General features: G+C 70.2%; 18 protein-coding genes and 1 pseudogene. 12 read left to right on the top strand and 7 right to left on the bottom strand.

Features of this window, described 5'->3' with window-relative positions; all coding sequences use genetic code 11:
• Positions 1–4: 4 nt before the first annotated feature.
• Positions 5–811, bottom strand: a complete 807-nt coding sequence (locus ACIRRY_RS26855) for an SGNH/GDSL hydrolase family protein (protein WP_403977166.1) — start codon at positions 809–811, stop codon at positions 5–7.
• A 286-nt stretch (positions 812–1,097) separates the two neighbouring features.
• Here ACIRRY_RS26855 and ACIRRY_RS26850 point away from each other — a divergent pair, with 286 nt between their 5' ends.
• The 6 genes from ACIRRY_RS26850 (at position 1,098) to ACIRRY_RS26825 (ending at position 9,869) form a co-directional block, all read left to right on the top strand.
• Positions 1,098–2,306, top strand: coding sequence for a S8 family peptidase (locus ACIRRY_RS26850; protein ID WP_403977164.1), 1,209 nt, complete (start codon positions 1,098–1,100; stop codon positions 2,304–2,306).
• A gap of 175 nt (positions 2,307–2,481) precedes the next feature.
• Positions 2,482–2,907 (top strand): hypothetical protein, encoded by a 426-nt coding sequence (locus tag ACIRRY_RS26845; RefSeq protein ID WP_403977162.1) that lies wholly within the window; start codon positions 2,482–2,484, stop codon positions 2,905–2,907.
• A 369-nt stretch (positions 2,908–3,276) separates the two neighbouring features.
• Entirely contained in the window at positions 3,277–4,128 is an 852-nt protein-coding gene (locus tag ACIRRY_RS26840) for a glycosyltransferase family 2 protein (protein ID WP_403977160.1), read from the top strand.
• A complete protein-coding gene (locus tag ACIRRY_RS26835; protein WP_403977158.1) occupies positions 4,125–5,168 on the top strand; it encodes a glycosyltransferase family 2 protein in 1,044 nt (347 codons plus the stop codon). Before ACIRRY_RS26840 ends, ACIRRY_RS26835 begins: the two co-directional genes overlap by 4 nt.
• Positions 5,165–5,965, top strand: a complete 801-nt coding sequence (locus ACIRRY_RS26830; protein WP_403977156.1) for a polysaccharide deacetylase family protein — start codon at positions 5,165–5,167, stop codon at positions 5,963–5,965. The genes ACIRRY_RS26835 and ACIRRY_RS26830 overlap by 4 nt, the downstream gene beginning before the upstream one ends.
• Positions 5,958–9,869, top strand: coding sequence for a lipopolysaccharide biosynthesis protein (locus ACIRRY_RS26825; protein WP_403977154.1), 3,912 nt, complete (start codon positions 5,958–5,960; stop codon positions 9,867–9,869). The genes ACIRRY_RS26830 and ACIRRY_RS26825 overlap by 8 nt, the downstream gene beginning before the upstream one ends.
• Before the next feature lie 24 nt (positions 9,870–9,893).
• On the opposite strand, the gene ACIRRY_RS26820 is transcribed toward ACIRRY_RS26825, so the two are convergent.
• Positions 9,894–11,309, bottom strand: coding sequence for a xylan 1,4-beta-xylosidase (locus ACIRRY_RS26820; RefSeq protein ID WP_403977152.1), 1,416 nt, complete (start codon positions 11,307–11,309; stop codon positions 9,894–9,896).
• A 188-nt stretch (positions 11,310–11,497) separates the two neighbouring features.
• Here ACIRRY_RS26820 and ACIRRY_RS26815 point away from each other — a divergent pair, with 188 nt between their 5' ends.
• Positions 11,498–12,592 (top strand): DUF5925 domain-containing protein, encoded by a 1,095-nt coding sequence (locus ACIRRY_RS26815; RefSeq protein WP_403977150.1) that lies wholly within the window; start codon positions 11,498–11,500, stop codon positions 12,590–12,592.
• A gap of 86 nt (positions 12,593–12,678) precedes the next feature.
• Here the strand turns inward: ACIRRY_RS26815 and ACIRRY_RS26810 are convergent, their stop codons facing one another.
• A complete protein-coding gene (locus ACIRRY_RS26810) occupies positions 12,679–13,050 on the bottom strand; it encodes a GntR family transcriptional regulator (RefSeq protein ID WP_403977148.1) in 372 nt (123 codons plus the stop codon).
• An 87-nt stretch (positions 13,051–13,137) separates the two neighbouring features.
• Between ACIRRY_RS26810 and ACIRRY_RS26805 the strand changes: the two genes are divergently transcribed.
• Together ACIRRY_RS26805 and ACIRRY_RS26800 are read left to right on the top strand one after the other, a co-directional pair.
• Positions 13,138–14,067, top strand: a complete 930-nt coding sequence (locus ACIRRY_RS26805) for a GNAT family N-acetyltransferase (protein ID WP_403977146.1) — start codon at positions 13,138–13,140, stop codon at positions 14,065–14,067.
• Complete coding sequence (locus tag ACIRRY_RS26800; RefSeq protein WP_403977144.1) at positions 14,048–14,548, top strand: DUF402 domain-containing protein; 501 nt, start codon at positions 14,048–14,050, stop codon at positions 14,546–14,548. The genes ACIRRY_RS26805 and ACIRRY_RS26800 overlap by 20 nt, the downstream gene beginning before the upstream one ends.
• 38 nt (positions 14,549–14,586) lie before the next feature.
• Here the strand turns inward: ACIRRY_RS26800 and ACIRRY_RS26795 are convergent, their stop codons facing one another.
• On the bottom strand, positions 14,587–15,195 hold the full coding sequence (locus ACIRRY_RS26795; protein WP_403977142.1) for a class I SAM-dependent methyltransferase: 609 nt from the start codon (positions 15,193–15,195) through the stop codon (positions 14,587–14,589).
• Between the two features lie 293 nt (positions 15,196–15,488).
• Positions 15,489–15,935 (bottom strand): annotated as a pseudogene (locus tag ACIRRY_RS26790) (GNAT family N-acetyltransferase); the annotation flags it as partial.
• Between the two features lie 191 nt (positions 15,936–16,126).
• Here ACIRRY_RS26790 and ACIRRY_RS26785 point away from each other — a divergent pair.
• Positions 16,127–17,155, top strand: a complete 1,029-nt coding sequence (locus ACIRRY_RS26785) for a lytic polysaccharide monooxygenase (RefSeq protein WP_403977140.1) — start codon at positions 16,127–16,129, stop codon at positions 17,153–17,155.
• 65 nt (positions 17,156–17,220) lie between these two features.
• On the opposite strand, the gene ACIRRY_RS26780 is transcribed toward ACIRRY_RS26785, so the two are convergent.
• The gene (locus ACIRRY_RS26780; RefSeq protein ID WP_403977138.1) at positions 17,221–18,078 is read right to left on the bottom strand and encodes an esterase/lipase family protein; all 858 of its coding nucleotides are present in this window, start codon (positions 18,076–18,078) and stop codon (positions 17,221–17,223) included.
• Between the two features lie 408 nt (positions 18,079–18,486).
• On the opposite strand from ACIRRY_RS26780, the gene ACIRRY_RS26775 reads away from it, so the two are divergent.
• Both ACIRRY_RS26775 and ACIRRY_RS26770 read left to right on the top strand, forming a co-directional pair.
• Positions 18,487–18,687, top strand: a complete 201-nt coding sequence (locus ACIRRY_RS26775) for a hypothetical protein (RefSeq protein WP_403977136.1) — start codon at positions 18,487–18,489, stop codon at positions 18,685–18,687.
• Positions 18,688–18,822: 135 nt separating this feature from the next.
• Positions 18,823–19,668, top strand: a complete 846-nt coding sequence (locus ACIRRY_RS26770) for an SAM-dependent methyltransferase (RefSeq protein WP_403977134.1) — start codon at positions 18,823–18,825, stop codon at positions 19,666–19,668.
• Positions 19,669–19,852: 184 nt separating this feature from the next.
• Here ACIRRY_RS26770 and ACIRRY_RS26765 read toward each other — a convergent pair whose 3' ends face one another.
• A complete protein-coding gene (locus ACIRRY_RS26765) occupies positions 19,853–20,632 on the bottom strand; it encodes a VOC family protein (RefSeq protein ID WP_403977132.1) in 780 nt (259 codons plus the stop codon).
• Positions 20,633–20,641 lie beyond the last annotated feature (9 nt).

Here is a 20,641-nt window from a genome sequence, read left to right as displayed (position 1 = left end):
GACCTCAGACCGCGCCGGTCAGGACCGGCAGATAGCCGCCGGACTGGCCGGCCGCGGTCGGGTGGTACGACTCGCTGATGCTCAGCAGGTTGAGGCTGTGCAGCCAGGAGCTGCCGGAGCAGATCTCGTGGCCGGTGAACGGGGTGCGGACGTCGCCGAAGGTGAAGCCGTGGTCGGCGGCGCGCTTGGCGAGGGCGGCGTCGAGGTAGTCGGCCGCGCCGTTGATGGCGGAGCGCTTGGTCGCGGAGAGGCCGAGGCAGGTGGTGCCGAGTTTGTAGAAGCGCGGGTAGCCGAGCACGACCACGTGCGCGGCGGGGGCTTTGGCGCTGATCGTCGAGTAGACCTTGTCGAGGAGACCGGGGAGCGTCGAGTCGACGTAGGTCTTCGCGGTGGCGATCCGGGTGAGGCAGGAGCTGTCGGACTGCAGGACGCAGGTCGTCATGACGTCGGTGAAGCCCGCGTCGTTGCCGCCGACGCTGATCGAGACGAGGGCGGTCGAGGTGCTGAGGGTGCCGAGCTGATTGGCGAGAACATCACCCGTACGAGCGCCCGAGCATGCCTTGAAGTCGAACGTCGAGGGTGAATGCGCGGCCGCCCAGAGGTAGGGGTAGGCCTTGGTGCTGCGGTCGCAGGACCCGCTGGAGCTGATCTTGCTGCCCGCGCCGACCCCCGCGGAATAGGAGTCGCCGAGGGCCACATAGCCGCCGGTGGCGGCGACTTGGGATGCCTGCGCCGTCATCGCCCCGGTGAGGGCGAGGCCGGCGGCGAGGAGGAGCGAGGTCACGTATGCCGTAAATCGGGAACGTCTCATGGAACCTCCCTTAGCAGGATCTCTGCCACAACTGTCGTACCAACTACGCGCATTGCCGGGAAGTGTGCATGCCAATGGAGAGCTCGCCAGGGTCATTGATTGCGTGCTCATGACAGCCCTGTGACAGGCCGTCAACTCCCTTGAACCAGACCGGTTCATGACCCAGGCTTTGCTCAGCCTTGGTGCGGAACGCAACGCTCCAGGGTTGTGCGCGCGACAGCGTGCGCACCCCCACAGTCGCGCGCCGGACCCAGGCGCGCGCCGCCTGGAGGAGGACTCCCTCGCAATGGCACTCCTGCGTAGCAACAAGCTCCGGCTCGCCGCGATAACCGGCGCGGCCACGGCCGCCCTCGTCGGCGGGCTCACCGCGTTCCCCGCCCAGGCCGCCCCGGCCACGGGCACGGTCCTGGCCGCCGGCTCCCCCACAGCCGTCGACGGCAGCTACATCGTCACCCTCAAGAAGAGCGCCGGCCTCAAGGCGTCCTCGGCCGCGGGCAAGGGGCTGGTCAAGGAGTACGGCGGCACGGTCACGAAGACGTTCAACGCCGTGCTGAACGGCTACACGGCGAGCCTCTCCGCGACCGAGGCCGCGAGACTCGCCGCCGACCCGGCGGTGGCCGCGGTGGAGCAGAACCAGCGCGTCCACCTCACCGACACCACTCAGTCGAGCGCGCCCTGGGGCCTGGACCGCATCGACCAGGCCGCGCTGCCGCTCTCGGGGACGTACACCTACCCGGACACCGCGGGCAGCGGCGTGACCGTGTACGTCATCGACACCGGCGTCCGGATCACCCACACCCAGATCAGCGGTCGTGCCGCGTACGGCTACGACGCGGTCGACGGCGACACCACCGCCTCCGACGGCAACGGCCACGGCACCCATGTGGCCACGACCATCGCGGGCTCGACCTACGGCGTCGCCAAGAAGGCGAACATCGTGGCGGTCCGGGTGCTGGACAACAGCGGTTCGGGTACGACGGCCGGTGTGATCGCGGGCATCGACTGGGTGACCTCGAACCACACCACCCCGGCGGTCGCCAACATGTCGCTCGGCGGCTCCGCCTCCACCTCGCTCGACACGGCGGTCGCCAACTCCATCTCCAGCGGCGTCACTTACGCCATCGCGGCGGGCAACAGCGCTGCCAACGCCTCCTCGTACTCCCCCGCCCGGGTCGCCACGGCGATCACGGTCGGCGCCACCACCAGCACGGACGCCAAGGCCAGTTACTCCAACTACGGTTCCGTGCTGGACATCTTCGCGCCCGGCTCGTCGATCCTGGCGGGCTACAACACCAGTGACACCGCCACCGCCACCCTGTCGGGCACCTCGATGGCGACCCCGCACGTGGCGGGCGCGGCCGCCGTCTATCTCGCGGGCCACACCTCGTCCACGCCGGCCCAGGTCGCCACGGCCCTGGTGAACGGCGCCACTTCGGGTGTCGTGACCAGCGCGGGCACCGGGTCGCCGAACAAGCTGCTGAAGCTCGTTCCGTAGCACTCACCCGCCCCACCCGAACATCCGTTTCCCCGGAGGCAGCACGCGCCTCCGGGGAACATTTGTACGGAGATGCCCGAGAACAGGTACGCGCGGCTTTTGTGTCTTGACGTCCCCGGTCGGGCTGCGCCACATTGAAGTCCGGCATCCGGCGCGCTGGGGGGCAAAGTCGCCAATGCAGACCTTGGGTACCAAGAGAACATCCACCGCCGGCACCGAGCGGGCGCGACCAGGACCGGGGAGGGACCTGTCGGCGTTGCTCGCGGGTGCGGCCGTGGCCCTGGGGGCGGTCGGCGCGGTGCTCGCGCTCACCGACTCCGGATCGCCGTTGCGCGGGCCGTTCGCGCTGTTCTTCCTTTTCTCCGCGCCGGCCGCGGCAATCGCCGCGATATTGCGCGGACTTGATCCCTTCGCGCGCGTCCTCGTCTCGGTGGCGGGCGCGGTGGTCGTCGACATGCTGGTGGCCCAGGGAATGCTGGCCGTGCACCGGTGGTCGTCCGACGGCGGAATCATCGCGGTGGCGGCGATCAGTTGTCTGATTGCCGTGCCGGTATTCGTGCGGCATATGCGGCGCCGTACAACGGCTGACAAAGGAGTGTAACGGTCAAACCAATAAAAACGTGAGGCTTCGTTCCAGGCCTTGCCATACAGGTTCAATCATCAATACCGTCGTACATCTCACCCGCACTGGTTCATCATTGAGCGGCTCTAGGGGAGGGCTCAAGGACCGCGATGATTCCGGGGCGGGGCGCGGTAGGGGGGTGCCGTGCTCGGTGACCGTACCGGTCAGCGAGTCGTGCCGCGCGGCCGGCTTTCATGTCTTTCGGGGGTCGACCAGCTTTGCCAGCTCACCACGCGTGCACGGAGATCCATTAGTCCGTGGCGCCTGTGAGAACCCCCCTTTCGAACCGGAGCACAGAGCCGGGCCGCCCAGGGGCGGGCGGTCCGCCGGACAAGAGGGACCAGACTCGTGAGTTCTGTTCTGCGCCCAGCGACATCGGGCCAAGATCCGTTAATGTCGGCCGCATATCGGCCGATCTCCTCTCACCTGGCGATCACACCGCCGGTGAGCGTGGTGATTCCCGCGATGAATGAGGCGGAGAATCTCCCGTACGTCTTCAAGACACTTCCCGCGTGGATACACGAGGTTGTTCTTGTGGACGGCAATTCCACCGACAACACCGTCGAAGTGGCCCGCGAGCTGTGGCCCGGGGTCAAGGTCGTCGAACAGCAGGGCAAGGGCAAGGGGGATGCCCTGATCACCGGATTCGAGGCGTGCAGCGGCGACATCATCGTAATGGTCGACGCCGACGGCTCGGCGGACGGCAACGAGATCGTCAGCTATGTCTCCGCCCTCGTCTCGGGCGCGGACTTCGCCAAGGGCTCGCGCTTCGCCAACGGCGGCGGCACGGACGACATGACGTTCATCCGCAAGCTCGGCAACTGGGCGCTGTGCACGATCGTCAACCGCAAGTTCGGCGCCCGCTACACCGATCTCTGCTACGGATACAACGCGTTCTGGCGGCACTGCCTCGACAAGATAGACCTCGACTGCACCGGCTTCGAGATCGAGACCCTGATCAACATCCGGGTGGTCAAGGCCGGTCTCAAGGTGCAGGAGATCCCCAGCCACGAGTACCTCCGTATCCACGGCACCAGCAATCTGCGCGCCGTGCGGGACGGGATCCGGGTGCTCAGGGTGATCCTCAAGGAGCGCTCCAACCGGCGTGCGCTGCGCCGCCGTTCGCACTCCACGATGATCGACGGTCTCGACCGGAAAACCGACCCGCAGCTCACCTCGGTCCGGGGAGAGGTGTCTTGAGCGGTCCCGACATCTCTGTCGTGATCTGCGTCTACACCGAGGACCGCTGGGAGGACATCCTCGCGGCGGTCTCCTCGGTGCGTACGCAGTCACGGCCCGCGCTGGAGACGTTGCTGGTCGTCGACCACAACCCCGCTCTCCTGGACCGACTCACCAGGGAGTACAAGGACGTTGAGGAGACCGGCGAGGTCCGCGTGCTGGCGAACGCGGGCCCGCGCGGGCTGTCCGCGGGCCGCAACACCGGCATCGCCGCCTCGCACGGCGAGGTCATCGCCTTCCTCGACGACGACGCCGTGGCCGAACGGGAGTGGCTGCGGCATTTCGCCGAGGCGTACGCCGATCCGAAGGTGATGGCCGTGGGCGGCCGCACGATGCCGATCTGGGCGTCGGGCCGCCGGCCCCTGTGGTTCCCCGAGGAGTTCGACTGGGTGGTGGGCTGCACCTACCTGGGCCTGCCGCCGGGCCGGGTCCGGGTGCGCAACGTCCTCGGTGGGAACGCCTCGTTCCGGCGTACGGCCTTCGCCGCGGCCGGCGGCTTCGCGTCCGGTATCGGCCGCGACGGCGACAAGCGTCCGCTCGGCGGCGAGGAGACGGAGCTCTGCATCCGGCTCACCCGGGCCAGGCCCGACGCGGTACTGCTGATCGACGACCGGGCGGTGATCCACCACCGGGTGCCGGAGGTGCGCGAGCACTTCGGCTACTTCCGTACGCGGACGTACGCCGAGGGTCTCTCCAAGGCACTGGTGGCCCGAAGTGTCGGCGCCGACAAGGGACTTGAGTCCGAACGCCGGTACACGACCCGGGTGCTGCCGGCCGGGGTGGTGCGCGGGCTGCGCGACTTCGTGTTCGCCCGGCCGGGCGGCGCGGGCCGGGCGGGGGCGATCGTCGCCGGGGTGTTCACGGCGGCGGGCGGATATGTCGTCGGGAGCTTCCGGGCCCGGCGCGGCGGGGTCACCTTCTCGGTGGTGGGGATCGAAGGAGACGTACACGAGCGTGGGGAGCATGACCATGGGGGGCACGACCGTGGGGGGCGGACATGAGTGACGCACCGGTGCCGATCCTGATGTACCACTCCATCGCCGCCGCCCCGAACGACGCCACCCGCGCCCTGTCCGTCGCGCCGGAGGCGTTCGCCGAACAGCTGGCCCTGCTCGGCGACCTGCACTTCACACCGGTCAACACCGCCGACCTGGCGGCGAGTTGGCGCTCGGGCAAACCGCTGCCCGAGCGCCCGGTGCTGATCACCTTCGACGACGGCTACGAGGGCGTGCACCGGCACGCGCTGCCCGCACTCGCGCAACACGGCTTCGCGTCCACCCTGTTCGTCTCCACCGGCTGGATCCGGGGCGCGTACGACACCGGGGGCGGCCTGGACACCATGCTCGACTGGGACCAGGTGCGCGAACTCGCGGGCGCCGGCGTCGAGATCGGCGGCCACAGCCACACCCACCCGCAGCTCGACCAGCTCGACGACGACACCCTGCGCACCGAGCTGGTCCGCTGCAAGGAGATCGTCGCCGACGAACTCGGCGCCGTACCCGTCTCGTTCGCCTATCCCTACGGCTACTCCAGCCGCCGGGTGCGCGTCGCGGTGCGGGAGACGGGGTTCGCGCAGGCGCTCGCCGTCGGCAACGACCTCGCCCGCCGCAAGCAGGGGCCGTACGCGCTGCGACGGGTAACCGTGCGCCGCGGTACGGGAGTCGAGGAGTTCGAGCGGCTCGTCGAGGGCCGTGCGATCGCCCGCAACTTCGCCAGGGACCGGGCCCTCACCCAGGGGTACGCCATGGTCCGCAGAGCTCGACAGGTCCGCCGGAAGGCCAGCCGTTCCCGTGTCTGACACGACCACCACCACCCAGGCCGCAACGCCCGAGACCGAGCCGCCCCGACAGCCGGGGCGCCGTCTGCGCCTGCCGGGGAGGGGCAAGTCCCCCGGCGGCAGCCCGCTGTTCCGCAACGCCTACGCCCTGATGCTCAACACCGGGATCTCCGCGGTGCTCGGCCTCGGCTACTGGCTGATCGCGGCCCACTACTACTCGGCCTCCGCCGTCGGACAGGGTTCGGCGGCGATCGCCGCGATGAAGCTGCTCGCCGGGCTCACCGCGGTGACCCTGACCGGCGCCCTGGCCCGCTTCATCCCGGTCGCCGGACGCGCCACCGGCCGGCTCATCTTCCGTACGTACGTCGGCAGTTCGGTCGTCGTCGCGATCGGGGCCGCGATCTTCCTGCTGACCCTGAACGCGTGGGGACCCTCGTACCGCTTCCTGCACGGGCCGGTCAACGGCCTCGGCTTCGTCCTGGCGATCGTCGCCTGGAACGTGCTCACGCTCCAGGACGGCGTGCTGACCGGGCTGCGCAGCGCGCCCTGGGTGCCGGTGGGCAACACCGTGTTCTCGGCGGTGAAGCTGGCGCTGCTCGTGGGGCTCGCGACGGCGCTCGCCACGAGCGGTGTCTTCGTGTCCTGGGTCGCCGCGATCGCGTTCTCCGTGGTGCCGCTCGGCTGGCTGGTGTTCCGGCGGCTGGTGCCCCGGCACATCAAGGCGACCGAGGCGCACGCGAAGCCGCCGACGCTGCGGGAGATCGGGCGGTTCCTCGCCGGGGACTACACCGGCTCGCTGTTCTCGCTCGCCGTGGTCTATCTCGTGCCGGTGATCATCGCCTCGCAGGTCAGTTCCGAGGACAACGCGTACTTCTACATCACCACGACGATAGGCGGCACGGTCAACCTGCTCGCCATCAACATGGGTGCCTCACTGACCGTCGAGGGCTCCCACGACCCGGCGCGCATCGCCGCCAACACCCGGGCCGCGCTCAAACGCATGGCCCGGATCATGCTGCCGATCTGCGGGCTGCTGTTCATCGGCGCCCCGTACATCCTGGGCGTGTTCGGCACGGGCTACGCGGACGCGGCGACCCCGCTGCTGCGCTGGTTCGCGGTGGGCGCGCTGCTGCGGGTCGTCATGGAGACGTACTTCGCGGTGCTGCGCGCGCAGAGCCGCACCGGTGGACTCGCCTGGCTCCAGGGCCTGTTGTGCGTCCTGGTGCTCGGTCTGACACTGCTGCTGCTCCCCCGTATGGGCCTGACCGGCGCGGGCGTCGCCGAGATCTCCAGCCTCGCGGTGATCGTGACGATCGCCGCGCCCAAACTCTTCAGGACGCTCAGGGCGGCACCCGCCGCGCCCGAGGACGCGGCTCCGGACGGCGACCTCGCCGACCTGGGGACGCTCCCCCACGCTCGGCTTCGCTCGCGCGGGGGGACCCCCACCGTCCCGGCCGCGCCGCGCCGTCGCGGTCCGGCCTGGGCGCTCGACTCCGACACCCTCGCGCTCGGCATCCACGTCGACTTCGACCACCTGGAACGCCGGCCGGACGTACGGCCGGGCCCCGGCACCCCGCCCACCGGCACCCCGATCGTGTCCGGCGATCAGCGTCCGACCTGGGCACTCGGCATCAAGCGGTCCGAGATCGTCGGGCTGCCGGTGGAGATGGGGGTCCCCCCGCGCGAGGTTGTTCGAGCGTGGGGGAGGGAGCCCGGCTCGGAGGCATCCCTGAGCCCGTCCGCCGAACCCGAGGTGGACGCGCCGTTCGAGCCCCCCAACGGCTCCGACCGGGTGGTCGTACCGGAGGCAGCGCTCGTACGGCGGCAGGCCCGGAAGGAAGCGGCGGAGAAGGAGGCTCAGGAGGCCGAAGTGCCGCCGCCCGCCCGCCCGTTGTCGCTGCGTGAGCGTCTCGTGCCGACCCGGCCCGGGGTCGTCCTGGGCTGTCTGCTGGTCGCCGCGCTGCTCCTGTACTGGGTGCCCGCGTCCCGGCTGGACGAGTCCGATCTGGACCGCATGGGCGGGCTCGGCCTGATCTCGGTGCTGCCGCTGCCCACGTTGGTCGGGGCCGCGCTGCTGATCACGGTGTTCGCCTCGCTGCTGTGGCTGGGCCGTGAGCACAAGGCGCTGCTGCTGATCACCCTGCTCGCGACCGTGGTCTCGCTGCACGCGCTGCCCGCGGTGATCGAGCCCGAGCCGCGTTTCCCGACGGCCTGGCAGCATCTCGGGTTCATCGACTACATCGACCGCACCGGGTCGGCCGTACCCGACCTGGACGCCCGCTGGAGCTGGCCCGGCTTCTTCGCGGTGGCCGCGTTCGTCGGCAAGGCCTGCGGGGTCACCGACTGGACCGAGGTCATCCGCTGGTGGCCCACCGCCATCCAACTCGCCTATCTGGCACCGATGTTCCTCCTGGTGCGTTCGCTGCGGGCGAGCTGGCGGGCGAAGTGGACCGGCATCTGGATCTTCGTGCTCAGCGGCTGGGTCGGCCAGGACTACTTCTCCCCACAGGGCTTCACCTTCCTTCTCTATCTGGCCTTCGTGGCGATCCTCCTGGTCTGGTTCCGGGCGCCGGGGGTGCTGTGGACGAGGATCCGCCCGGGCGAGGCGGAGGTGGAACCGACCGACCGGCGTCAACAGGCCGTCCTGCTCCTGGTGTTGATCGGCCTGTTCGCGGCGAGCGTCCCGGCCCACCAGCTCACGCCGTTCGTGATGCTGGGCGTGCTCACGGTCCTGGTCCTGATCGGCCGCTCCGAACTGCGCGGTCTGCCCATCCTGTTCGGGGTACTGGTCGCGGTCTGGCTCGGTTTCATGGCCGAGCCGTACTGGTCCGGACACTTCAACGACCTGTTCGGCGGGGTCGGCGGCGTCGGCAGCAATGTCTCGACGTCCGTCTCCGGCCGTATCCAGGGCGGCAGTTCGACCCACAAGCTGGTCCTCTACACCCGCGTCCTGCTGGCCGGCGGCGTCATGGCCTTCGCCTGCTGGGGCTGGTGGCGCCGCCGCGACCACAAGTACCGCGAACGCTCCCTCCTCGTCCTCACCTTCGTCCCGTTCCTGGGCTTCGGCATGCAGTCCTACGGCGGTGAGATGGCGCTGCGGGTCTTCATGTTCGCGGTGCCGGGCGCGGCCCTGCTCGCGGGTCTCGCCCTCTTCCCGCGCACCGGCGCAACCGCCAAGGAGCGCGAGAAGGACCGGATGAGCCTCGCCCCGCTGGCCGCGCTGCTCGCGGGTCTGCTGCTCATGAGCGGCTTCCTGGTGGCCCGTTGGGGCAACGAGGGCTTTGAGCGGGTACGGCCCGGCGAGGTCGCGGCCATGAACTACGTGTACGCCCACGACAGGCCGACCGTACGGCTGCTGTGGCTGACCGACGACACGGTCAACGACGTGACGCCGGCCATGCCGTGGGGCGCGAAGGACATGGAACGGGTCAACTACGTTCCCACGCTGGCCCCTTCGGACCCGGTGCTGGTGTCCGGTCTGGTCAAGGCGCTCAAGGACGCAGGCCCGAACTCGTATCTGATGCTCAACAAGAGCCAGGTCGTCTCGCTCCAGATGGACGCGGGCTACTCGGCGACCTGGGAGTCCCGGCTCATCCAACACCTGGACAACCGGCAGGAGTTGAAGAAGGTCCTCGTCAACGCGGACGTCACCATGTACGCGCTGCGCGAGCAGCCGGCCGGCGCGGTCCCCCAGCCCGATCCCGGGCCGATCGGACCGCAGATCACCTGGACACCGTGGTCGGTGGTCGGCGCACTCGCCGCGCTCGCCCTGATCCTGATGCTGACGGCCCGCGAGGTCGTCCGGGTCGCGGTGCGGCCGAGCGTGCGTCAACTGCGGTGGCTGCAGAGCAGTTTCTGGTTCTCGCTGCCCCTGCTGGCGGTGCTGCTGGCCTCGTTGGTGCAACGGTTCCTGACGATGAAGTAGCCAGGCGCTACGGGGTCAGGTGGCTCAGCGTGTCAGCCACTTGACCCCGTAGGCCGCCAAGTCGAACTGCTGCCCGTCGACCTTCGCGGTGATCTGCCGGTCCAGGGTGTTCACGACCAGGACGGACTTGTCGGTGGCGAGGACCTTGACGTTGGGCACGTCGTCGGCGGCAACGGACACCGTCTCGTACTTCGTGCCGGGCCCGAAGGCCGCGTCGAAGCGGGAGATCAGCTCGTACATGGGGAGTCGGCGCCCGCCGTCGGAGCTGTCGGTCGGGGTCCACAGGCAGCCCGCGCAGTTCGCGCCCCTCTCGTCCTCCGGGTTCCAGTAGAAGCCGGAAGTGGCGCCGCCCTTGGCCATGGCGATCAGACCGGCGGCCTGGACGGCGACGCGGTGGGTCTCGGACCAGCCCTTGCGGTCGTCGTTGCCGTCGGCGGGCTCGACGTAGTACTCGGCCCACCACAGCGGCAGGTCGTGCGTCTGCTCCCGGACCCACTCGCTCACGGCGGTGAGTTTGTCGGTGGCCCCGAACTCGTTCGGCAGCAGCTCGTCGTCGTTGGTGTAGCTGGAGCCGTCGACGACCACGAAGTCCGCGCCGGCCTTGTGCTTGTTCCAGTAGTCGAAGGCGTCGATGCTCCGCTGGTCCATCGCGCCCCAGGTGCCCTTGAAGGTGCTGGAGGCGTTCGCGTCGCGCGGGTCGACGCTGTCCATCACCAGATAGGGACCGCCGACCATGATCTTCGGGTTGACCTTCTTCAGCGCCTTGTAGACCAGGTTGTAGAGCCTGGTGTAGCCCTCGTAGTCCCAGCGCTGTTGGGTGTTGTTCCAGAAGCCCTTGAACTCGTTCCACACCATGAAGTGGGTGACGTCCGGGTACCGCTTGGCGACCGTCGCGGCCAGCGCGGCGAAGTCGGCGTAGTGGTCCGGCTTCGGGGCCGTCTCCAGCGACGCCTGGCTCCAATCGGTGTTGCCCACACCGGACTTGCCGCCCTTCATCCAGTCCGGGGAGCAGCACAGCGTGATGACGGGCGTACCGCCGGACTCGCGGACGAAGTCGACACGGCGGTCCAGGGCGCCGAAGTCGTAACGCCCCTTCACCGGCTCGGGGTTGTCGGCGCCCCAGCCCATGATGGCCTGGTCCTGCGGCAGTTGGGACTTCGCCAGCAGCCCCTCGACGCGCTCGGTCGCGGTGTCGCTGCCCTCGTCGGCGCTGTACTGGGTATGGGTGAAGCCCCAGCCGACCTCGGGCCGGTCCTCGTCGGGCGGGGTCGCCGGGGTGCCGTGCACCTTGTCGCCGTCGCGTGAGGTGCCCGCGGTGCTTCCGCCGCCGGGAAGCGTGTTGATCAGGGTCACGATCAGAGCCAGTGCGGCTGCACCCACGCCGAGCAGCGCGGTGAGCCGCCACCGCAGTGCCCCCGAATTCCACCCATGACGTCCCATCAAGGACAACACTAACGTCGGGTCCGGGTGGTGGGGCAGGTCTCCGCGTACACAGCCTTGTAACAGGGAGAAGGTGATACACGGCGGACACGGAGCGGACACATCGGATGGACCGGGCGGAACCGACACTCGGGGGCGCACTCCGGAAAGCGGGTGCACACGGCGTCGTCGTGCCGGATCATGGCCCCATGTCCACCAACCCGCACGACGCGTTGCCGATCCGGCTCAACGTCGACGACTCCGACTCCCCGTCCGATGTCGTCGACGCGCTGTTCCTCGGCCGCTTCGCGACGGGCGAGCAGCCGTACTCGCACGCGGCGAACATCGACCGCGTACGGTCCGGGGCGACCCTGCTCCCACCGGGCGCCCGGGTGCTGCGCGCCGCCCGCGACGACGACCGCAGCGCGACGCTGGCCGAGGGCGACGGCTGGACCCTGCTGATCTCCCGCTGGAACCGGGGCGCCGACGTCACGGTCACCGCGACCAGCGAGGAACTCGCCGAGAAGGTCCTGGAGCAGGCGACCGACGGCGCGGCCGACGAGCCCGAACCGCAGCCGGAGAACGTGACGATGGGGTTCTGGTACGTCTCCCCCCGGCGCGGTCCGCACCGTACGACCCGGCAGATCTCGGCGGGTACGTGGGACGAGGTGCGCCCCAACTACACGGGGCCGGTGGCCGATGCGATGGACACCCTGATGAAGACGACGCCGGAGGACATCGCGGGCCGGCTGCTGTTGCTGCACGGCCCGCCGGGCACCGGCAAGACCTCGGCGCTGCGCACGCTGGCGCGTTCCTGGCGGGACTGGTGTCAGGTGGACTGCGTACTGGATCCGGAGCGGCTGTTCAGTGACGTCGGCTATCTGATGGACATCGCGATCGGCGAGGACGACTCGACGGGCAAGGGCCGTTGGCGGCTCCTTCTCCTTGAGGACTGCGACGAGTTGATCCGCGGCGAGGCGAAGCACACGGCGGGCCAGGCCCTGTCCCGGCTGCTGAACCTGACGGACGGACTGCTCGGCCAGGGCCGCAACGTCCTGGTGGGCGTCACCACCAACGAGGACCTGGAGCGCCTCCACCCCGCCGTGGTCCGCCCCGGCCGCTGTCTGGCCCGTATCGAGGTCGGCGCGCTCACCCGCAAGGAGGCGGTGAACTGGCTCGGCACGGAGGAGGGCGTCGGCCGCGAGGGCGCGACCCTGGCGGAGCTGTACGCGTTGCGCCGGGGCACCCAGCCGACATCGGTACCGGACCAGCGGGAGGGGGCGGACGCGGGGTTGTACTTGTAGGCGCCGACTCCGCAACTGCCGGTCGTCTGTCTCCGCCGCAACGGCGCCCAGCCACAACAGCGCTTCACGGCGGTGCCGAACCCGCCTCACCCCTCCCCGTAAGCCGCCCGCAGGGCATCCCGCACAGCAGCCACCGCATCCCCCTCCGACAACCCCAACCGCCGCACCTTCTCGGCGTACGCCTGTGCGGCCAACGACGCCTCACGCTCGGCCGCCGAACCCGCGGCAGCGATCAGCGTTCCGTTGCGGCCCCGCGTCTCGATCACCCCGTCCGTCTCCAGGGCCCGGTACGCCTTGGCGACGGTGTTGGCGGCGAGGCCTAGCGACTCGGCCAGCCCGCGCACCGTGGGCAGCCGGTAACCGACCGGCAGTGCTCCGGACCGGGCCTGCTCCGAGATCTGGGCGCGGATCTGCTCGTAGGGCGCGGCGCTGTCATCGATGTGGATCTTCAGGGTCACGGCCCGATTGTCCCGCACCCGGCGACGGACGCGCCCCCCGGAAAATGGGAGGCACGCCCGCACGGCTCCGCCGTAGCGTGCGACCCCATGACCGTGATCGTGCGCGACCTCCGCCCCGACGTCCCGGCCGACCTGGACGGCTTCGTCCAGGTGCGCCACCTCGCCCTCCCCTTCATGGTGTTCACCCCGGAGTCCGTCGCCTTCGACATCGCCCACGCCCATCCGGAGGCCAGGCTGCGCAGGCTGGTCGCGGAGGAGGACGGCGAGATCATCGGCACGGCCCAGGTGGGCATCGCCTACGAGAGCCCGGAGCCGGGCCAGGGCTTCGTCAACGTGCATGTGCACCCGGAGCACACCCGTCGTGGCGCGGGCGGACTCCTGGTGCGCACCGCCGAGGAACACCTGGCCGGCGCGGGCGCGACCCGGCTCCTCTCCTGGGTCCTGGACACACCGGCGAACCGCGCTTTCGCCGAGCGCTTCGGCTATACGGCGAGCCGTTCCGCGCGCTTCCTCCGCCTGGACCTGGCGCACGGCACCCTGCCTCCGCTCCAGGACCCGCCGCCCGGTGTGGAGATCCGTCCGGGCTCGGCCTTCTCCGACGACCCACGCCCCCTGTTCGCCCTGGACGCGGAGGCGTCGCTGGACGAACCCAGCGACATCGACACCGAGTTCAGCGACTACGAGGCCTGGCTGGACGAGAACTGGCGACACCCCCTGTTCAGCGCCGAGTTGACGTCCGTGACCGTCGTCGACGGACGCCCGGCGGCGTTCAGCGCGGTCCGCGCGGACGGCGGCACGCGCTACTTCACCGCCATGACCGGCACCGCCCGCGCCCACCGCGGCCGGGGCCTCGCCAAGCTCGCCAAGAACGACTCGCTGCACCGCGCCCGCGCCGCCGGATACACGGAGGCGTTCACGGGCAACGACACCGGCAACGGGCCGATGCTCGCGATCAACAAGTGGTTCGGCTACGAGATCTGCGCCTCGGAGGTGCGCTATGTCAGTGAACTCACCTGATCCCACCCGTCAGTTGGACGTCGTCCTCGTCAAGGCGGGCCGTACGAAGATCCGTTACGCGGCGGAGCTGCTCTTCGACGACGGTGTCCGCCTCGCCGTCCGCGCCCCGTGGGCCGGTGACGGCGTCCGCGACTTCGGCTTCGTGCGCTTCGAGCGCGGTGACGTGTTCACCGAGTACTACTGGCGGGACCGCTGGTACGCGGTGAAGGAAGTGCGGGACAGCGCCGGGGAGTTGAAGGGCTGGTACTGCGACGTCACCCGCCCCGCCGCGCTCTCCGGTGCCGAACTCGTCGTAGAGGATCTCGATCTGGACCTGTGGCGATCCGCGGACGGCAGGGACGTACGGCGCCTGGACGAGGACGAGTTCGCGGAGAGCGGGCTGGCCGAGTCGGACCCCGCGGCCGCGGCGGCGGCCGTGGCGGCGCTCGACGAGCTGGAGCGGCTGGCCCGTGAGGGCGGGTTCGACGCGCTGCTGGAGTGACGTTCGGCTCGCTGTCGGTGCGATGCGGGCGGGCCGGGCTACGGCACGGCCACCACCGCGTACCGCTCGTCGGCCACGGGTCCGCCCCACAGCAGCGGGTCCTCGGACAGCCGCTCCACGCGCACGTGCCCGGTGCCGGACACCAGGGGTGCCAGGAGCTCGGTGAGGCGGTCGGCGGGTATGCCGACCGGGCTGACCGTGCCCCAGCGGCCCTCGATCAGCACGAGCCGGCCTCCGGGGCGCAGCAGGTCGCACCAGTGCCGCAGGACCCGGGCGGGGTCGGGCAGCGACCACAGCACATGCCGGACGAGGACGACGTCGAAGCGCTGCTCGCCCACCGGTGGCGCCGTCGCGTCACCTTCGAGGAACGCCGCGTCACGGCCGGCCAGCTTGGCGCGGGCGAGGTCGATCATCGCCGGGGAGAGGTCGACACCGGTGACGCGGTGGCCCTGCTCGGCCGCGAGGAGCGACAGGGTGCCGGTGCCGCAGCCGAGGTCGAGGACGTCGGCCGCGCCGGCGGGCAGCCAGGTACGCAGCCGGTCGGCCCAGGCCCGCCTGATCTCCGGGTCGCGCAGGCCGTGATCAGGCTGTTCGTCGAAGGCGGCGGCCTCCGCGTCCCAGTCGAAGTTCGCTACAGATTCACTCATGCGCCAAGCGTGACACCCACCACTGACAGTCCAATCGTGACAGCCGCCACAGACAGACCCGCGCCGATGAGTCACCCTCCCGGGAACGGTCCACCTCGTGAGAACACGAACCCGGGTGGACACAAGGAGGCAGCCATGCGCCGCGTGACCGTGCAGAAGCCCCTGAGGAAGTCGGACACCCGCCGTGTGCGGGACGAGGCCGACGAGCGCCCCGCCGAGCGCCCCGAGGTCCGAAAGGACATCGCCCGCACCTGGTGGCCGGACGGCTGAGCCCGGTCCGGCACCGGTCGGTCGAGCCGCTTCCGGTAGTGGACGCGGTCGTAGGGCCCGTCCGTGCGCCGCGCGACGACCTCGTACCCGAACTTCGGGTAGATCTCCTGGTTCTCCCACATCAGCGCGTTCGTGCAGAGCCTGACCTCCGGCAGCCCGAGCTCACGCGCGCGTGCGTCCACGAAGCCCAGGAGCAGCCGTCCGACGCCCCTGCCGTGCGCCTCGGGGTGGACGGCGATGCTGTCCAGGAACAGGTGATCGTCGCGCTCCTCGATCACCACGAGTCCGATCACGGGGTCGCCCGTCACGAACACCCGTCCGGCGGCCACATTCGCCGTATGGTCCGCCTCCATGGGCTGCGGCACCACACCGATGCGCGCGATGTAGTGGCGGTACGCCATGTCGGTCACGGCCTTGACGACGGGCACGTCGGTGGCGACGGCCGCGCGAACCTCTTCCGGCCCACTCATCCGCAACACCTCTCCGGGCTCGCGGAGCCGTTTCTCCCTGAGCCCTCAGTTAGCTCTGCCTTAACGCGACCATAAGGATCTCCCTCCCCCCTCTCCAGCAGGCGGTTTCGCGGTTTTCAGGGGCTAGCTTCTGATCACCCCCACGGGATCAGTCCCCGCACCGCGAACCGTCCGAGGAGTTGGAGTCCGTCATGCCCGCACGCCGCAAGGCCGCCGCTGTCGCCGTCCTCGGTCTGGCCCCCCTCGCGCTGACCGCGCTCGCCGCGGCGCCCGCGGCGGCGCACGGTTCGATGGGCGACCCGGTCAGCCGGGTCGCGCAGTGCTACGCGGAGGGGCCGGAGCACCCGAGGTCGGCCGCGTGCAGGGCGGTGGTCGCGGCCGGTGGGACCCAGGCGCTCTACGACTGGAACGGCATCCGGATCGGCGACGCGAACGGGCAGCACCAGACGCTGATCCCGGACGGCAGGCTGTGCAGCGCGAACAACGAGGAGTTCAAGGGCCTCGACCTGGCCCGCGCCGACTGGCCGGCGACCGACGTGAGCAGCGGCTCGTACACCTTCAAGTACCGCGTCACCGCCCCGCACAAGGGCACCTTCAAGGTGTACATCACCAAGTCGGGCTACGACCCCGCACAGCCGCTCGCCTGGGCGGACCTGGACCTGGAACACCCGGTGGCGACGAGCACCGACCCGGTCGCCGCGGGTGGTTTCTACACCTTCTCCGGGACCCTGCCGCAGCGCTCCGGCAAGCAGCTCCTGTACGCGATCTGGCAGCGCTCGGACAGCCCGGAGGCGTTCTACTCCTGCTCGGACGTCAGCTTCGGCGGGAGCAGCGGTGGCAGCAACAGCGGTGGTACGGCGGGCAGTTCGACGCCGACGCCCACCCCCGCCACCCCCACCACTCCTGCGGCCACCGCCTCCGCCCCTTCCGACCGGCAGATCGCGGAGGGTGCCGACAAGTCGACCGTCGAGCACAACGGCCACGGGGACGCGGACGCGAGCACCTCGGCGGAGCCGGTCGCCGCGACGGACCGGGCCACCACTGAGGCCAACGAGCCGCAGGCGGCGGGCAGTTCACCCGACCTCGCCGAGACCGGCGCCAACGACAACTCGCCGTATCTCGCCATGGGCGGCGCGGCCTCCCTGGCGCTCGGCTCGGCGGCCCTGTTCGCCTCGGTCCGCCGTCGTGCGACCAACGGCGGTCGACGGCACGGCCGTTAGGGCGGCTGTGCAGAGGGCGGGGCCTGTCCGGCGGCTCAGGTCGGACAGGCCCCGCAGAGGTGCGATCAGCTCAGTGCCGACAGGCAGTTGGTGGTGGTGGCGCGGGCGGGGTCGAGGGCGTTGGCGACCTCGTGGAAGGCGATCCGGTCCGTCAGCCCGAGCAGGGCGTGCTCGGAGAGATCGAGTGAACACAGGTTCTGGATCAGCACGTTGTGCACGTCTGACCCGCTCAGGAACTGGCTGCTGTACGGCGTGACCACCTCGTCGTACCGGGTGGCGATGACCGTGTAGTGCACGCCGGGGACGGTGTCGCCGCCCGCGTTCAGCTTGGTGAGGAAGGCCGAGCCGGCGATCTGGTCGGCGAGGGCGGGAGTCGCCGCCGAGATCACGTCCTCGGCGCCGGGGAAGTACGGCAGGAGTTTGGTGAGGCCGTCCAGGGTGGTGCCGTGGTTGTCGGGCGCGATACCGACGAAGGTGTCCACCTTGGCGGCTCCGCCGAGGAACTTGAGGTAGTAGCGGGGCATCATCCCGCCCTGCGAGTGCCCGACGAGGTCGACCTTGACCGCGCCGGTCGCGGCGAGCACCGTGTCGACGTACGTCTGGAGTTGTACTGCCGACTTGTCGATGGGGCCGAGGCCGTAGACGAGGGGGACGCCGGGGAGCCGGCCGTAGTCGAGGGAGAAGACGCAGTAGCCGCGGGCCTCCAGATACGGCGCGAGAACCAGCCAGTTGTCGGTGCTGTTGGCGAACGTTCCGTGTACGAGAACGACCGGATCGGGGTGGGCGGCGGAGGGCTTGCAGCTGTAGTCGTTCCAGCCGGTGCTCGGGGCGCTCGCCGCGTGGGCGGCGGTGGGGAGAGCGGCGACCGCGGCGGTCAGGAGCAGTGCGGTCAGGGGTCTGAGCACTCGTTTCCAGGGCAGCATCGTGTGATCTCCTTGCGGCTCAAGGGAGTTGCGACGGCCTTACGCCCTGTGATCCGGATCACAAGAATGCTGTTCACTCGTCAAGTTACGAGCGAGTAGGTGAAGTGTGAAGTTACGCGTCAGTAAAAACTTCCAGTGATAACCAGTCACCAGGCGGGCTTGAGGGGACCGTAGGGCGCAATACGCCACAAACGGTCACACAACACGCGCACTTCACTCTCGCCGAGCAGTTCGACCCAGGGCCCCCACCGCGTCGGACAGTTGACGTCCCCTCAGCACGTCAGTCGGTACGACGTTCCCGTTCCGTAAGGTTTTCGACCGCCCCGGTCGCACCGAACGGGACGAAGCTGGGCGGTGGACGCGGGCGGGTGCCGCCGCGGACGTACCGGTGCGAGGAATGGAGTGTCCATGGTGGTCCGTGGTGTCGGGGGGATCATCCTCGTCGTGCTCGGCGCGGTCTGGATCGCGCAGGGCACCGGCGCGATGAACGGCTCGGCCATGTCCGGCCACGGCCAGTACGCGGTGCTGGGCGTGGCGGCCGCACTGATCGGGCTCTTCCTGCTGGTGCGGGCCTGGCGGGTGCGGAACGACGACCGCCGCCAACGGTAGGAAACCGATGCAGACCAGCACGTGCACCCGAAATCCACGGGTGGTCGAGCACGCCGGCTTGCTGACGGCTCCGGCAGGTCCGGCAGCGTTGACGACCCCGCGCTACCCTCAGGTCGTCGGAGGAATGTCGACGGGGTGGAGGACGACGTGCCGGACTCGGAGCCGTTGAACGGCGACCCGATCGCCCCGCACGGGACGCCGCCGGCGATCGACCCGACCGTGGCCACGCCGGCACGCATCTACTCGTATCTGCTCGGCGGCAAGGACCACTTCCCGGCCGATCGCGCGGCTGCGGAGAAGGCCCTGGAGGCGATGCCGGTCCGGGACTTCGCCCGCGTCAACCGCGCTTTCCTGACCCGCGCCGTACGGCACCTGGCCTTGACCGGCGTGGATCAGTTCCTGGACGTGGGCATCGGCCTGCCCGCCCCCGGCAGCACGGCCGAGACCGCGCTGTCGGTGCGGCCCGACGCGCGGATCGTCGGCGTCGACAACGATCCGACCGTCCTGGCGTACGCCCGCGCGCACGGCGAGGAGCCCGCGCCGTCGGGCGCGACGATCGTCGCCGGGGACGTCCGCCGTCCGGCGGAGATCCTTCAGAATCCCGAGGTACGCGGCCGCCTGGACTTCGACCGGCCCGTCGCGGTGCTGCTGGTCGCGGTCATGCACTTCGTCATCGACGAGGACGACCCCTACGGCGCGGTGCGCACCTTGATGGACGCCGTCGCCCCGGGCAGTGTGCTGGTGCTGTCGCAGGTGACCGCCGACCTGGACCCGGACGGGGTGCGCGCGACGGCGAAGACCTACGCCCGATCGTCGGTGAGGACCGCCGTGCGAAGCGGCAAGGAGATCGCCGCGTTCTTCGACGGCCTGAAACTGATCGACCCCGGCCTGGTGCCGCTGTCGCAGTGGCGGCCGGACGAGCAGGTCCTCGCCGGGGACGACCGGATCGGGATGTACGGCGGAGTGGCGTTCAAGCCCTGAGCTTGTGGTTGCAGCCGACGCCTATGCCGACCCGTCACCGCTCTCCTGCCCGTCAAGGGGGCGTGCGATGCGAGGCTTCGCGCCTCTGTACGGCAGTCCACCGGGCCCGGCAAAAGCTGTTGGTGCCACTCGGGGACCCACGTGTCGGTGGGTCCCCGAGCCGCCGGTGTGCGCGCCGGGTGACTTACATCGGGGTCGCCTTGATCACGGCGAAGCGGGCGCCCTGGGGGTCGGTGACCACGGCCGTGCGGCCGGCCGCCAGGTCCGACGGCGGAACCAGCACGTTGCCGCCCGCCTTGACCAGGGCGTCGACGGTGGAGTCCGCGTCGTCGACCGCGAAGTAGGTCCGCCAGTACGGCAGGGTGCCGGGCGGTTCCTCGTCGAGCGTGGTGACGCCGCCCACCGACCGGCCGTCGGCCTCCACTGTCCAGTACGACTCCGTGCCGCCCATCGGCGTGACGCTGACGCCGAACACCGTGCTGTAGAACGCGCCGGCGCCGGACACGTCGCTGGTGCGCAGTTCGTTCCACACGAGCGCGCTGGGCTCGTTGACCACCTGGGCGCCGGGGAAGTCGACGGGCTGCCAGACGCCGAACACCGCGCCCTGCGGGTCGGCGGCCACCAGCATGCGGCCCCTGGTGCCGATGTCCGCCACCGGGGCGAGCAGGCTGCCGCCCGCGGCGACGATCGCGTCCTGGGTGGCCCGGGCGTCGGTGCCGACCAGGAAGGTGGTCCACGCCGGCGGCGGCTCCGGCGCGTCCCCGACCGGCATCGTCGGACTGATGCCGGCCACGGGCTTGCCGGTCAGCGTGCAGATCGCGTACCCGCCGAACTCGGCCGGGCCGATCTCCCCCTGCCAGCCGAACAGGTCACGGTAGAAGTCCAGCGCGGCCTGCTGGTCCTTCGCCGTCAAACTCACCCAGCAGGGAGTACCGGGCGCGTACGGCTCGGTGACTTCGGGCATTCTCGCTCC

This window comes from Streptomyces sp. NPDC101776 (assembly GCF_044766845.1).
In the GTDB taxonomy this organism is placed as follows: Bacteria; Actinomycetota; Actinomycetes; order Streptomycetales; family Streptomycetaceae; genus Streptomyces.
This window is presented reverse-complemented; position numbering and strand designations above follow the sequence as displayed.